General features: G+C 37.3%; 14 protein-coding genes. 11 read left to right on the plus strand and 3 right to left on the minus strand.

From position 1 onward, the window contains the following. Nucleotides 1–125: 125 nt before the first annotated feature. Nucleotides 126–896 carry a uroporphyrinogen-III synthase gene (locus FHT21_RS23875; RefSeq protein ID WP_167297202.1) on the minus strand — a complete coding sequence of 257 codons (771 nt, stop codon included), beginning with the start codon at nucleotides 894–896 and terminating at the stop codon, nucleotides 126–128. A gap of 14 nt (nucleotides 897–910) precedes the next feature. Beyond that, nucleotides 911–1,888: a DUF4271 domain-containing protein gene (locus FHT21_RS23880; RefSeq protein ID WP_167297203.1), complete on the minus strand. Its 978-nt coding sequence runs from the start codon at nucleotides 1,886–1,888 to the stop codon at nucleotides 911–913. 181 nt (nucleotides 1,889–2,069) lie between these two features. Between FHT21_RS23880 and FHT21_RS23885 the strand changes: the two genes are divergently transcribed. The 9 genes from FHT21_RS23885 to FHT21_RS23925 all read left to right on the plus strand — a co-directional run bounded on the left by FHT21_RS23885 (nucleotide 2,070) and on the right by FHT21_RS23925 (nucleotide 10,389). Continuing rightward, nucleotides 2,070–2,324, plus strand: coding sequence for a hypothetical protein (locus FHT21_RS23885; RefSeq protein WP_167297204.1), 255 nt, complete (start codon nucleotides 2,070–2,072; stop codon nucleotides 2,322–2,324). Between the two features lie 72 nt (nucleotides 2,325–2,396). Continuing rightward, nucleotides 2,397–3,530 carry a radical SAM family heme chaperone HemW gene (gene hemW / locus FHT21_RS23890; protein WP_167297205.1) on the plus strand — a complete coding sequence of 378 codons (1,134 nt, stop codon included), beginning with the start codon at nucleotides 2,397–2,399 and terminating at the stop codon, nucleotides 3,528–3,530. Nucleotides 3,531–3,608: 78 nt separating this feature from the next. After that, nucleotides 3,609–4,391: an SDR family oxidoreductase gene (locus tag FHT21_RS23895; RefSeq protein ID WP_167297206.1), complete on the plus strand. Its 783-nt coding sequence runs from the start codon at nucleotides 3,609–3,611 to the stop codon at nucleotides 4,389–4,391. A gap of 316 nt (nucleotides 4,392–4,707) precedes the next feature. Continuing rightward, nucleotides 4,708–5,259, plus strand: coding sequence for a fasciclin domain-containing protein (locus FHT21_RS23900; protein WP_167297207.1), 552 nt, complete (start codon nucleotides 4,708–4,710; stop codon nucleotides 5,257–5,259). A 257-nt stretch (nucleotides 5,260–5,516) separates the two neighbouring features. Further along, on the plus strand, nucleotides 5,517–6,398 hold the full coding sequence (locus tag FHT21_RS23905; protein WP_167297208.1) for a cupin-like domain-containing protein: 882 nt from the start codon (nucleotides 5,517–5,519) through the stop codon (nucleotides 6,396–6,398). A gap of 58 nt (nucleotides 6,399–6,456) precedes the next feature. Continuing rightward, the gene (locus FHT21_RS23910) at nucleotides 6,457–7,242 is read left to right on the plus strand and encodes a DUF3050 domain-containing protein (protein ID WP_167297209.1); all 786 of its coding nucleotides are present in this window, start codon (nucleotides 6,457–6,459) and stop codon (nucleotides 7,240–7,242) included. A 128-nt stretch (nucleotides 7,243–7,370) separates the two neighbouring features. Beyond that, nucleotides 7,371–8,249: a cupin-like domain-containing protein gene (locus FHT21_RS23915; protein ID WP_167297210.1), complete on the plus strand. Its 879-nt coding sequence runs from the start codon at nucleotides 7,371–7,373 to the stop codon at nucleotides 8,247–8,249. A 103-nt stretch (nucleotides 8,250–8,352) separates the two neighbouring features. Beyond that, nucleotides 8,353–8,967: a sugar O-acetyltransferase gene (locus FHT21_RS23920; RefSeq protein WP_208399025.1), complete on the plus strand. Its 615-nt coding sequence runs from the start codon at nucleotides 8,353–8,355 to the stop codon at nucleotides 8,965–8,967. A 54-nt stretch (nucleotides 8,968–9,021) separates the two neighbouring features. Next, nucleotides 9,022–10,389: a S41 family peptidase gene (locus FHT21_RS23925; protein ID WP_167297211.1), complete on the plus strand. Its 1,368-nt coding sequence runs from the start codon at nucleotides 9,022–9,024 to the stop codon at nucleotides 10,387–10,389. 1 nt (nucleotide 10,390) lies between these two features. Here FHT21_RS23925 and FHT21_RS23930 read toward each other — a convergent pair whose 3' ends face one another. Beyond that, nucleotides 10,391–10,816 (minus strand): nuclear transport factor 2 family protein, encoded by a 426-nt coding sequence (locus tag FHT21_RS23930; RefSeq protein ID WP_167297212.1) that lies wholly within the window; start codon nucleotides 10,814–10,816, stop codon nucleotides 10,391–10,393. A gap of 93 nt (nucleotides 10,817–10,909) precedes the next feature. On the opposite strand from FHT21_RS23930, the gene FHT21_RS23935 reads away from it, so the two are divergent. Further along, entirely contained in the window at nucleotides 10,910–11,791 is an 882-nt protein-coding gene (locus tag FHT21_RS23935; protein WP_167297213.1) for a carbohydrate kinase, read from the plus strand. A 309-nt stretch (nucleotides 11,792–12,100) separates the two neighbouring features. After that, nucleotides 12,101–13,198 (plus strand): VWA domain-containing protein, encoded by a 1,098-nt coding sequence (locus FHT21_RS23940; protein ID WP_131030386.1) that lies wholly within the window; start codon nucleotides 12,101–12,103, stop codon nucleotides 13,196–13,198. The last annotated feature ends 11 nt before the right edge of the window (nucleotides 13,199–13,209 follow it).

The following is a 13,209-nucleotide window of genomic DNA, read 5'->3' on the forward strand; positions in this document are numbered from 1 at the left end:
GCAATTAAAGTTAGATTAACAATTTTCTAACAACCTTATATTTTGTTCAACAATATGCGTAACTCTCTTACTAACAGTAAAGTTACGCATTTATTGTATTGACTTAGAATAAATTATTTATCGTATTATTTATTAGATATTTTGATATAATTTTCGATGGCCATCGTCATCGATGGAACGCCTGGGGTTGGCGCCGCAATATCCACTATCAGATCCATATCGGTACAAGCCTTACTCGTGTTGGTTCCAAAAGCAGCAATTCGGGTATTATTTTGTTTAAAGTCGGGGAAATTTTTAAATAACGACTGGATACTTGACGGACTAAAAAATGCGATAACATCATAGAACACCTCTGCTAGATCAGAAAGATCGCTCACTACTGTTCTAAACAAAACGGCAGGAGTAAAATTATATCCACTTTTTTCCAAAAACTTCATTGTATCTTCGGTAGCCATATCAGAGCAAGGGTATAAAAACTTCTCGTTTGCATGTTTCTTTAGCACCTCTGCTAAATCTGCTGCAGTTTGCTTACCAAAAAAGATTTTACGCTTCCTATACTGAATATACTTCTGTAGGTACAAAGCAATGGTCTCAGACAGACAGAAATATTTCAGCTCTGCTGGCACTTCATAACGCATTTCCTCACAGATTCTAAAAAAATGATCTGCTGCATTGCGGCTGGTAAAAATTACTGCTGTAAAATCGGCCAGGTTAATCTTATCCTTTCTAAAGTCTCTTGCTGGTACACCTTCAACGTGAATAAAAGACCTAAAATCAACTTTTAAATTGTGTTTTTTGGCCAAATCGTAATAAGGAGATTTTTCTGTTTCAGGTTTTGGTAGAGTAACCAAAATACTTTTTACTTTGCGGATTCTAGAGTCGTTCGTTTCTTGCATTTTCCTTTTTCCTGCTACAGCCCTATCGTTTTAATTAGTATTAGAATAGGGCATATTTCGAGGGCGCAAAAGTACAAAATTAAATGCATTCTAGAAAACTTATTATTAGAAAGTATTGTAATTCCTGCCCTTAATAATTGAAATGCAAAAATTATGCCTAACAGTAAGAATGCCAACACGATATATATTGCACCATATTTAAGTGGCGATAGCGCAAAAGCAACAACCAGGGGGATAAATAGCAGTGAAGCATTGAAGTAACTGAGGTACAATATAGAGATGTATTCGCCCACTGGTTTCTGTACATTAAACAAGTATCCCAAAAAGCGCAAAAGAACCAGTTTTAGAGCATAAAAAACAATTATAGTAATGGATATACTGAAAAAAAACTTAAACCCATCTTTAGCCTGATACATATCATTCCACTGCGCAACCAGAAAAAAGAACATTCCAAAAACGAAACCAAACTGCACAAAAAGCAACAAAAATGGCCACGAACTAAACAAGTTATCCTCTTTGTTAATATTATTCAAAATCCTGTTGCTAAAAAACGATTGAACGATTGCCGATAATTGCTTAGAAAAAGCATTTTTTAGAATCGCAAAGATGATGAGCATACCAAAAATAAATCCCAGCAAACCAACATTGCCTTTTGGGATTTTTGTACCAAGCTGATACGGATTCGCCTTTTTCTTTAGGTGCTGGTATTTCTTTTGCCAAGCCAGTAAATCGAGTTTAGGAAAAAGATATTCCTTTTCAATGGTATCGAGCAAAGCCCCCTTATTAATTAAGCTATCAGGAAGCACCCAGGTGTGATGAACAAGCGAATCGGTCGAAAATTTCTGTCTGGCAAGTGTTGCCGAATCGGGCCGGTACCTTCGATACTGATATTGATTTACAGCTACGCTATCTGTTTGAACAGGAATTTCTTGTGCCGCTACAAAATGAGCAGACCATATAAACGCGAACAAGAAGAAAATAAATTTCGGCATGCTGTAAATCAAAACTTAAGGATGCAAAAGTAGTTGAATAATCATTGTTTACCTAAAGAAAATAAATGGATTGATGAATAACTTTAGCAACTATGGAAAAATAGCACGCATTCAATAATGTCCAATTCAAAAAAGAAAACGTCAATATTTGGAATAACAACTGTAACTTCAGAAAAGTTAGATGAAAGGCGATGGAATAAAACCTTTAGAAGGAACGCAAAAATCCAGATTGCTAAACAGAAAGAGTTTCCGCATAAAATTTCGGCTGTTACAAAAGTTTGGGATGGAGATAAAGATGAAAAAAGATATTAAAAAAACTATAGCAGCAAAGAAATGCGAAAGTAATTTCATTCATTTAAGCATTACCGCAAGTAAAGCAATAGCTTTACCTTATCAACTAAAAAGTAAAGCTATTACTTTACTATATTTAAAATAACCTACGCACGCTGGCTAACTCATATTTTATTTATAACAATAAAGAAAATTTAACTTCGCTATCTTTGCTCCAATGTCTGGTATCTATATCCATATCCCTTTTTGTAAAAAGGCCTGCCACTATTGCGATTTTCATTTCAGCACTTCTTTAAAATATGCTGATGAAATGGTTGATGCGATCTGCAAGGAGATCAAAATGAAAAAAGATCGGATCAGCGGACAGGTTGGAAGCATTTATTTTGGCGGTGGAACACCTTCTATTTTATCGCAGACGGCTTTGCAAAAGATTTTCGATGCCATTAACCACACTTTTTCGGTTGATGCAAATGCTGAAATTACCATCGAAACCAATCCTGATGATTTAACGGCTCAGAAATTAAAAGAACTGAAACAATTGCCCGTTAACCGCTTTAGCGTGGGTATTCAATCTTTTTATGATGAAGATCTGATCTGGATGAACCGGGCACACCAGGCCCAAGAAGCGGAAGATGGCATCAGAAGAAGTCAGGATGCCGGTTTTGAAAACTTAACCCTCGATTTAATTTATGGCTATCCTTTACTTACCGATCAAAAATGGCTAAACAATATCCAAAAAGCAATTGAGCTTGAGGTTCCACACATTTCGGCCTACGCCCTAACAGTAGAACCCCGGACAGCTTTAGCTCATGCCATTAAAAACAAAAAACAAACTCCGGTAAACGATAACCAAAGTGCTGCTCAGTTTGTAATTTTGATGGAGAAACTGATGGATGCCGGATTTGAACACTATGAAATTTCAAATTTCGCCAAGCCAGATCATTATGCAGTGCATAATACCAACTACTGGAAAGGAATAGATTATATTGGTATTGGCCCATCAGCCCATGGCTTTAATGGCCAGAACCGCTATATGAACCCCGCCAATAACGCCATGTATATGGAAACATTAGGCCATAACAAACTTCCGGAAATTGTTGAAGAACTCAGCCTGAACGATCGGTTTAACGAATATATAATGACTTCGCTCAGAACGATGTGGGGAACTGATTTACAAAAAATAAATACCGATTTCGGGAAAGACTTTTTAACAGAAACAAAACACAACCTTAAAAATTTCGAAGATAAAGATTGGCTAGTGGCTGACGGAGATAACATTTGTCTAAGTCAAAACGGAAAATTATTTGCCGATCATATTGCTTCGGAATTGTTTATTATTGAGAATGATTAAAGGAACGAATTAGAGAATGAGTGGATGCTTTTTAAGAGTTTATCATTCAATCATTCTCTAATTCAATAATTATATATTATGTCGAAAATTGTATGGATTACAGGCGCATCATCAGGTATTGGCGAGGCCTTGGTATATGAATATTTTAAAGCTGGTAACAAACTGATCATCTCGGGAAGGAATCGCGATGAACTGTTCAGGGTAAAAGGAAATTGCCAAAACTCTTTTAATATACATGTTTTACCATTCGATTTGAGCGAAACAACTACACTGGACAACAAAGCTGCTGACGCGATCCGTATTTTTGGAAAAATAGATTTACTGATCAATAGCGGTGGTGTAAGTCAGCGGAGTTTAGCATTAGAAACCAATCTGCAAACGGAGCAACAGATTATGGATACCAATTTCTGGGGAACGGTTGTACTGAGCAAAGCAGTTTTACCTTTGATGATTGCCAATGGCGGTGGGCAGATCGTTGTAATTAGTAGTCTTGTTGGGAAATTTGGCACAAAATTCCGTTCCACCTATGCAGCATCAAAACATGCGCTGCATGGTTATTTCGATTCGCTCCGATCGGAAGTTTACGATAAAAACATCGACATCACCATCATCTGCCCAGGTTTTATCAAAACAAATGTAACCTACAATGCACTTACTGCAGATGGTAAGCCCTTAAATAAAATGGGTGATGCACATGAAAATGCCATGACACCTGCTGAATGTGCAAAACAAATTGTACTGGCTGTTAGCAACAAAAAAGAAGAGGTTTATATTGGCGGAAAAGAAACCAGGGCAGTATTATTGAAACGCTTTTTCCCTAAAATTTTTTCTAAAAAGGTAAGAACGGCGAAGGTGAACTAGCACTGCGTTTTGAGGTTGGCGTTAAGCTTAAAACACAAAGTTTATGAAGGATGCAACTAAGGGACGAGCCCAATTTATCTAAACCCGGTTGCAGCGATATCCTTTTGGCATAATTCTGAGCGTAGTCGAAGAACAGCCAAAAGATTAAGCGAAAAACGGGACTAGCCGACCCGAAGTAACACTACCGTATCTTTACAAATAAAAAAATAAAACACTAACAATCAGAACATTGCAATTTTTTTTTAATTTCTAAAAACCAAGTATCTGTAAGCCATCGTAAATGGAACCAAATAACAGAAACTTAAAATTAGAAATAATGAAAAATTTAATCTTATCCGCATTTGCCGTAATTACAATGGCATTCACTACTCAAGTTTACGCTCAAAAAAACCCGATGGTTGGAGGAGCAGCAATGTATGCAACTAAAGATATTGTAGACAATGCCGTAAATTCAAAAGACCACACTACATTGGTGGCAGCAGTAAAAGCCGCAGGCTTAGTAGAAACCTTAAAAAGTGCAGGTCCTTTTACCGTTTTTGCACCAACCAATGCTGCATTCGATAAACTTCCTGCCGGAACGGTAGACAATCTTGTTAAACCAGAAAATAAAGCAACTTTAACAACTATTTTAACTTACCATGTTGTTGCCGGTAAAATGGACAGCAAAGCAATTGCAAAAGCAATTAAAGCTGGCGGTGGCAAAGCTGAACTTAAAACTGTGCAAGGTGGTAAACTTTGGGCTTGGATGGAAGGCAAAAAATTAGTGTTAAAAGATGAAAAGGGCGGAACAAGCACCGTAACCATTGCAGATGTTTACCAAAAAAATGGGGTAATCCATGTTGTTGACACCGTTTTAATGCCAAAATAAAATTTATTAGATATCCTTTTAATCAGTATAAAACGTTCTGGCAAAAGTCAGAACGTTTTTTCTTTTATAAAAAATCATCTTTTAAAAATCAGGGATTATAATACAAATCTCCATTCACAAACTTGGTAGCATTTTTTTTAATTAAACGTACTTTCTGACTTTTTCTGATGAATTGTCAGTTTTTTCTCAAGTTTTCGCATTTGTAATGTATAGTGTTTTTTAACTATTTAATTTTACTGCATTAATAGTTTTTTAACATGAAATTCAATTTATCTCCGATAGATGTAGTTGAAGACATATCTAAATCAGATTTCGAACTGAACTACCTTAAACCACGTAAACCTTTGGTAATAAAAAATATGGCCAAAAAATGGCCTGCTTACCAAAAATGGACAATGGAATACTTGAAAGAAGTTGTTGGCGATAAAACTGTTCCGCTTTACGACAGTTCTAAAGCCGATCCTTCTAAACCGATAAATGCATCTGCAGCCGAAATGAAATTTGGCGATTATATAGACCTGATTAAAGAAACACCAACCGATCTGCGTATCTTTTTGTTCGATCCAATAAAATTTGCCCCGAAGATACTCGAAGATTACATCGCACCAAAAGATTTAATGGGTGGTTTTTTGGATAGCTACCCCAATATGTTCTTCGGCGGTAAAGGTTCGGTAACCTTTTTACACTACGACATTGATTTGGCGCACATTTTCCATACGCACTTTAATGGACGAAAACATGTGATCTTATTTGATTATAAATGGAAAGAACGTTTGTATCAAATTCCATATGCCACTTATGCCTTAGAAGATTATGATGTGGAAAACCCCGATTTTGATAAATTCCCTGCATTAAAAGGCGTTCAGGGCGTTGAAGCTTTTTTAGAACATGGCGATACCTTATTTATGCCAACCGGATACTGGCATTGGATGAAATACCTGGATGGTTCTTTTTCTATTAGCTTAAGGGCATGGGACAAAAGCTGGGCGGTAAAAGCAAAAAGCTTGTATAACTTAACTTTACAGCGTAAATTTGACGACTTTATGAAAGCAAACTACCGTGAAAAGTATATGCACTGGAAAGAAGAACTTGCAGTTAAAAGAGCGAGCAGAGCACTAGAGAAGAATTTACCAAAATAAGAATAAAAACTAACGATAGGATGAGGTTTGAAAGCCAATGCCCTAACGCAAAATCAATATGCACCATAACATTATAAAAATTCAGCAAGAGATAGAACCACTAAGGCAAGAAATTATTAGCCATAAAGTTTATTCGGCCATTAGTGAAATAGAAGATCTTCGGATTTTTATGGAACATCATATTTTTGCTGTTTGGGATTTCATGTCGCTGCTTAAAGCCTTACAAATTAATTTAACCTGCACTACCTTGCCTTGGTTTCCGGTAGGCGATCCTGTTACCCGACAATTGATCAATGAAATTGTGGCAGGTGAAGAATCGGATGTGGATGCTAATGGAGCCATAAAGAGCCACTTTGAACTCTATCTGGATGCAATGGAGCAATGTGGCGCAAACACAAAACCTATCAATATCTTTTTACAGGAACTAAAAAACGGGAAAAGCTTTAATGAGGCTTTCGAAATTGCAAAGGTACCTGCAACTGCAAAAGATTTTGTTAATGCTACTTTCGAAACCATTAACAGTGGAAAAACACATTTACAGGCAGCAAGTTTTACTTTTGGTCGCGAGGATTTAATTCCAAACATGTTTTTTAGCATGGTAAACGACCTGAATAGCGCCCAGGCTGATAAAGTTTCGATCTTTAAATACTACCTAGAGCGCCATATCGAAGTAGATGGCGATCACCATAGCCATTTAGCGCTCTCCATGACGGAGAAACTTTGCGAAAAAGATGAAACCTTTTGGGCCGAAGCAGAAAAAACCGCAAAGCAGGCGCTACAAAAAAGGATAGACCTGTGGGACGCTGCCTATGCCGAAATTGTTAAAAATAAAGTTGAGGCGTAATTATTAAATTGTTAAGTATTTACTAATTTTAGATTACGTGATTTTAGTCACATTTACCTGTTAGCATCAATTTTATAAAATAAAATTTACACATTTGTTGTTCGGCACAAATAACCGATTTTAAGCGCATGAGTTTCATTTTAAAACCTGTTGATATCGTTGAGAGCATTACTCCCGAAGATTTTAAGAAAAATTATCTGAAAACTAAACGTCCTTTAGTAATCAGGGGCCTAACCAAAGACTGGCCTGCCAGAGAAAAATGGACGACTGAATATTTAAAGGAAATTGGAGGCGAGCTTGAAGTTCCACTTTACGACAACTCTAAAGCTGATCCATCAAAACCGATTAATGCAGCTACGGCGCATATGAAATTTGGCGATTACCTTGACCTAATTAAACGCGAGCCAACGGAACTGCGCATATTCTTTTTTAATCTGTTTAAAAAAGTACCGAGTTTAATCAATGATGTAAAAATCCCGAAAGATTTAATGGGCGGCTTCATCGAAAGCATGCCTGCAATGTTCTTTGGCGGCTCTAACTCCGTAACCTTTTTACATTACGATATTGATTTACCGCATATTTTCCATACACACTTTGGCGGCAGAAAACATATTGTTTTATTCGACAATAAATGGAAAGACAGATTGTATTGCCTGCCAAATGCAACTTATGCTTTAGAAGATTATGATGTGGCCAACCCTGATTTTGAAAAATTCCCGGCGCTGAATGGCGTAGAAGGTTATGAAGTTTTCTTAGAGCATGGCGATACTTTATTTATGCCAACCGGAATGTGGCACTGGATGAAATACCTGGATGGTTCATTCTCTTTAAGCTTAAGGGCATGGGACCAATCGATTTCGCGTAAAGTGGCCAGTGTTTGGAGCTTATTTACCCATGGCGCAATAGATAGCCTGATAAAAATGACCTTCAAAGAAAAATATGCCAACTGGAGAGAGAAAAAAGCAGTTAAAATTGCCGAAAGGGCTTTAGCCAAAGGCAGGCCGTAAAATTTAAAAAGATAAAAATACAACGGGGCATCGGTTACGATAGCCCCGTTTTTTATTATTATTGCGTTTAAACACCGAAAATTAAAAAATCAGATAACTAAAGATGGAAAACAATATCCTTAGCGAAAAACAAAAAATGCTGGCAGGAAAAGCATACCAGGCAGGTGATGCAGAGCTGGCAAAAGAAAGACTGAAAGCCCGCGAAATTGTTTTCGAGTTTAATAACCTGGCTCCAAAATTTATTAAACAGCGCAAGGAATTACTGAAAAGACTTTTCGGCAAAACAGAGAAGATGTTTTATGTAGAACCTCCATTTAGATGCGACTATGGTTACAATATCGAAATCGGCGATAATTTTTACGCAAATTTTAACCTCGTTATTTTAGATTGTGCCAAAGTGAGTATTGGTAACAACGTTTTTATTGCACCAAACGTAGCCATTTATACGGCAGGACATCCTATCCATGCACATTTACGTGATCAGGAGTATGAGTGGGCGCAGGAAATTACTATTGGCAACAGCGTTTGGATTGGGGGCAACGTGGTAGTTAATCCGGGAGTAAAAATAGGCTCAAATGTGGTCATCGGGTCGGGAAGCGTGGTTACAAGGGATATTCCGGATAATGTTTTCGCAGCTGGAAACCCATGCAGGGTAATCCGCCAGTTAACCGATGCAGATAAAGATTATTATTATAAGGATTTTAAACTGGGCGAATAGTTTTTCAATGCAACCTTAACTATTTTTATTCCGTCTTTGTTATAAATTAATGTAATGAAGACCGCCTTACCTTTTTTATTTCTGTTTTTTCTTTTCTCTTCAGTCTTTGCACAGCGAATTTCTAAAGCAGAAGCAATTGAAGATATAGAACTTCTTGATAAAACGATAAGGGCGGTTCATTATAATCCGTTTTTATTTACTTCATCATTCAAATACCTGCAAAAAGTAAATGAGCTAAAACGTTCACTTCCTGATTCGATTGAGACAAGACTTCTCACTTTAAAACTTGGAGAAATTACAGGCATTATTAATGATGCCCATACGGCACCAAGCATTATACAATCTATTTTTCAGGCAGATTTCAGGAAACCAGTCTTTTTACCGCTGACCTTTGTTGCCGATAAAAATGGTAAAGCTTATTCAGATGGAAAATCTTCTCGGGATATTATTCCTGCAGGTGCTGAAATCATTTCGGTAAATGGAATATCGGTTTCAGAATTTTATAAGGCAAGTGCATTGCGCGTAGGCGGGCTTCAAACTTACCGAAATGAGATTGCAGTTAAAATGATGGGCTACAACCTTTATCTTTCAGGAATAAGGCCACCTTTCAAAGTTGTTTATCGGCATCAGCAGAAAAAAGTGATCAAAGAAATAGAAAAAGGTGCGATTTTACGTGATATAATAGGTGATGCATTCCCAAATCTGGTTAATAAACCTTATGCTTTTAACGTATTGAATAATAAAGTTGCACATATCGAATTAAATACCCTGGCTGGCGATTATCACCCCTACCTCAAATTTTTCGATTCATGCTTTACTATAATAAAACAAAAAAACATTAAGGCTGTTGCCATCGATATTAGAAAAAACACGGGAGGCAATTCCATCAACGCAGATTTACTTTTAGGCTTTTTTAACTCAAAGAGATATATGCTCTCTACCGGAAAAAACTGGAAAATAAGCCAGTTGTATAAAGATAAACTGATGAAACAGGGTGATAGCAGCAATCAATATCTGAAAGAGCAAAACAACAGCATTTGGCAGATCAAAACCTGCGAACCTTATGCACCGAAATACACTAGTGAAGATGCATTTTTTAAAGGCCAGGTTTACCTAATTACTGGCCCGATGACATTCTCCAGCGCGAACAGGTTTGCTGATGGCGTAAAACAATTTAAGCTGGCTACTTTGGTGGGAGAATCTACCGGCGAAAATACAAACGACTTTGGTGAAGGCTATCGCTTCCAATTACCAAACAGCAAAATCAGTGTCAGCGTTTCTACCAGTTTAGATTTTGGGGCAAATTGTAACGACAAAACCAAACACCCGGTAATACCCGACCGATATATTGAAACAAGCTATCTTGATCAGATCAAGGGTATTGATCCTGTTCTTCAATATATTAAGGCATTAAACAATTAAATTAACTGCTATGATCGGCGATCACCTTCCATTCGCCCTTAATTTTTTTGATCAAAAGCGTAAAATATCCTTTTAATTCGTCCTTTTCACGCTTAACATTCCAGCTGCCCAGCACAAAAGCCAGATCGGGTTTCAAAAATTCGACCTTTTTTATACCAAACACCAAAAATCCCATGGCAGATTTATCGGGGTAACCTTTTTTATAATTATCCAATGTTTTTTGCCAGCCATAAGTTGGTCCGTTTTTACCTACAAAAAGTAAACTGTCTGATTTTTCATAACCCTGCATAAAGGCTTCAACATCACCTTTGTTCCAATCTGTTCGTTGTTTTTCGAGTAAATTAAGTATGGCTTGCTTCTCTTTCGCATTTTGAGCAAAAGCGCTAAAGGAAGTTAAAAATAATGCAATTACGAGTATTCTTTTCATGGTTATTTAAGTTGAGGTAAAAATTAAAGATATGAAACAAATTATTTTGTTCCATGCGTAAAAATTCTTTATTTACATATCTATAAATCTGCTATGCAAAATAAAGTAATCACTATTGGCGAAATACTCTGGGATGTTTTCCCGGAAGGTAAAAAAGCTGGCGGCTCGAGCATGAACGTTGCCCTTAATTTACACAAACAAAGTATAGAGAGCAGCTTTATTAGCGCCATAGGCAATGATGAAAACGGAAAAGAGTTATTCAATTTTCTAGCCAGCAATCATTTTGCCACTAATTTGATTCAAGTAAATACCGAATTACCAACCAGTACTGTTGTTGTGCAGCTAGACGAAAATCATCAGGCCACTTATACCATTAAACAACCTGTGGCATGGGATAGTATCAAAATCACCGACGAAAATATAGCAGCCGTAAAACAGGCAGATGCATTGGTATATTGTAGTTTAACCTGCAGGGAAGAAAAATCTAAAAAAACCATTCTTGCGCTTTTAGAAAATGCGAAGATTAAAATATTCGACATTAACCTCCGCGCCCCATTTTATAGCAAAGAATTAATTGATGAGCTTTTGGCCAAAGCGGATATCTTAAAAATAAATGAAGACGAAATTTTATGGGTGAAAGAATCTTTTGGCTTAAGCGGCAATACAGATGAACAACTTTTAAAGCAACTTTCTAATCGGTTTAACATTGAAATGATCTGCCTTACACTTGGCGATAAGGGTGCCTGTATTTTAAAAGACGGAAAGTTATTTAAACACGCTGGCTATAAGGTACAGGTAGCCGATACCGTTGGTGCAGGAGATGCCTTTTTAGCCACATTTATTGCGTGTTACCTACAAGGTTACCCCATGGAAACCACTTTGGATAATGCCTGTAAGGTTGGTGCTTTTGTAGCTTCGCAAGCTGGTGCAAACCCTGATTATAATAAGAAAATTTACCATATGGCACTGGGGTAATTATCTCTGACCTTATAGGTTTTAAAAACCTATAAGGTCTTATAAATTTATTTTTAAACGGAGGGTTTTGCGTTAGGGATTGTAAGGGTTCAGTGCCGATCCTTCATCGGCACCGGAGCGCAGCGCAGCCCTGAAAAGCCCGCCCCTTGCGCAGCTTGGGGAACGCCCAGATCAATTTGACAGTTTGCAATTGGCAATTTTCACTTCAATCCGTTTCCTGTTTTGGTCGCTCGGTCCTTAAATATGACACCGCGCTTAAATTTATACAAAGCGAAACTTTTATCTTCGATAAATCGTTAATACAAACACATGAGAGGTTTTCGTTTTTCTGATTATAAGCCGGGCGATACGCCAAAGGGTGGGTTCGATGAGTTGCTGAAATTATTTAGCGAACTGCTGAATTATACAGCTGGAGATGCGGCAGAGGCTTTAAGCTGGCTGAACGAGCTCGACAAACAATATAAATTAACCAATAACGATTATGGTATTGGTAATTTTATCGATGACCTGAAAGACAAAGGTTACCTAACTGAAGATAATCAATCGGGAGAATTTAAAATTACAGCCAAAACTGAACAGACGATCCGTAAATCGGCCCTTGATGAAATTTTCGGAAAACTAAAAAAATCAGGGCGCGGAAATCACAATAGTAATCAATCAGGCGTTGGTGAAGAAAAAAATGCCGACAGACGTGAATACAGTTTTGGAGATAGTTTGGATCAGATTGATATGACAGCCTCTATCCACAATGCGCAGATTAACCATGGTATTGGCGACTTCACTTTAACAGACCGCGATCTGGAAGTAGAGGAAAAGGATTTTAAAACTTTAACCTCTACTGTATTGATGATTGATATTTCGCACTCGATGATTCTGTATGGTGAAGACCGGATTACCCCTGCCAAAAAAGTTGCCATGGCTTTGGCCGAACTGATTAAAACGAAATACCCTAAAGACACTTTAGACATTGTGGTTTTCGGAAATGATGCCTGGCCAATTAGCGTAAAAGACCTGCCTTATTTACAGGTTGGCCCTTACCATACCAATACTTATGCAGGATTAGAATTGGCTGCAGATTTACTCCGTCGACGGAAAACGCATAATAAGCAGATTTTCATGATTACCGACGGAAAACCGACCTGCTTAAAGGAAAATGGCAAATACTATAAAAACAGCATGGGTTTGGATAGGAAGGTAATTAACAAAACCTTAAACATGGCTGCCCAATGTAAGCGACTGAAGATTCCGATTACGACATTTATGATTGCCAAAGATCCTTACCTGCAACAATTTGTTCGCCAGTTTACCGAAATTAATGGCGGCAGGGCTTTTTATAGCTCCTTAAATGGTTTGGGCGAATACATTTTCGAAGATTATATTAAAAACAGAAGAAAAACAGTAAAATAAGGTGGAAGGTA

Source organism: Pedobacter sp. SG908 (assembly GCF_011759615.1).
GTDB lineage: Bacteria > Bacteroidota > Bacteroidia > Sphingobacteriales > Sphingobacteriaceae > Pedobacter > Pedobacter riviphilus.

Excerpts from the sequence above, each read along its gene's own strand:
- FHT21_RS23875 (WP_167297202.1), bottom strand. The coding sequence starts at position 896 with ATGCAAGAAACGAACGACTCTAGAATCCGCAAAGTAAAAAGTATTTTG.
- FHT21_RS23880 (WP_167297203.1), bottom strand. The coding sequence starts at position 1,888 with ATGCCGAAATTTATTTTCTTCTTGTTCGCGTTTATATGGTCTGCTCAT.
- FHT21_RS23885 (WP_167297204.1), top strand. The coding sequence starts at position 2,070 with ATGAAAGGCGATGGAATAAAACCTTTAGAAGGAACGCAAAAATCCAGA.
- hemW (WP_167297205.1), top strand. The coding sequence starts at position 2,397 with ATGTCTGGTATCTATATCCATATCCCTTTTTGTAAAAAGGCCTGCCAC.
- FHT21_RS23895 (WP_167297206.1), top strand. The coding sequence starts at position 3,609 with ATGTCGAAAATTGTATGGATTACAGGCGCATCATCAGGTATTGGCGAG.
- FHT21_RS23900 (WP_167297207.1), top strand. The coding sequence starts at position 4,708 with ATGAAAAATTTAATCTTATCCGCATTTGCCGTAATTACAATGGCATTC.
- FHT21_RS23905 (WP_167297208.1), top strand. The coding sequence starts at position 5,517 with ATGAAATTCAATTTATCTCCGATAGATGTAGTTGAAGACATATCTAAA.
- FHT21_RS23910 (WP_167297209.1), top strand. The coding sequence starts at position 6,457 with ATGCACCATAACATTATAAAAATTCAGCAAGAGATAGAACCACTAAGG.
- FHT21_RS23915 (WP_167297210.1), top strand. The coding sequence starts at position 7,371 with ATGAGTTTCATTTTAAAACCTGTTGATATCGTTGAGAGCATTACTCCC.
- FHT21_RS23920 (WP_208399025.1), top strand. The coding sequence starts at position 8,353 with ATGGAAAACAATATCCTTAGCGAAAAACAAAAAATGCTGGCAGGAAAA.
- FHT21_RS23925 (WP_167297211.1), top strand. The coding sequence starts at position 9,022 with ATGAAGACCGCCTTACCTTTTTTATTTCTGTTTTTTCTTTTCTCTTCA.
- FHT21_RS23930 (WP_167297212.1), bottom strand. The coding sequence starts at position 10,816 with ATGAAAAGAATACTCGTAATTGCATTATTTTTAACTTCCTTTAGCGCT.
- FHT21_RS23935 (WP_167297213.1), top strand. The coding sequence starts at position 10,910 with ATGCAAAATAAAGTAATCACTATTGGCGAAATACTCTGGGATGTTTTC.
- FHT21_RS23940 (WP_131030386.1), top strand. The coding sequence starts at position 12,101 with ATGAGAGGTTTTCGTTTTTCTGATTATAAGCCGGGCGATACGCCAAAG.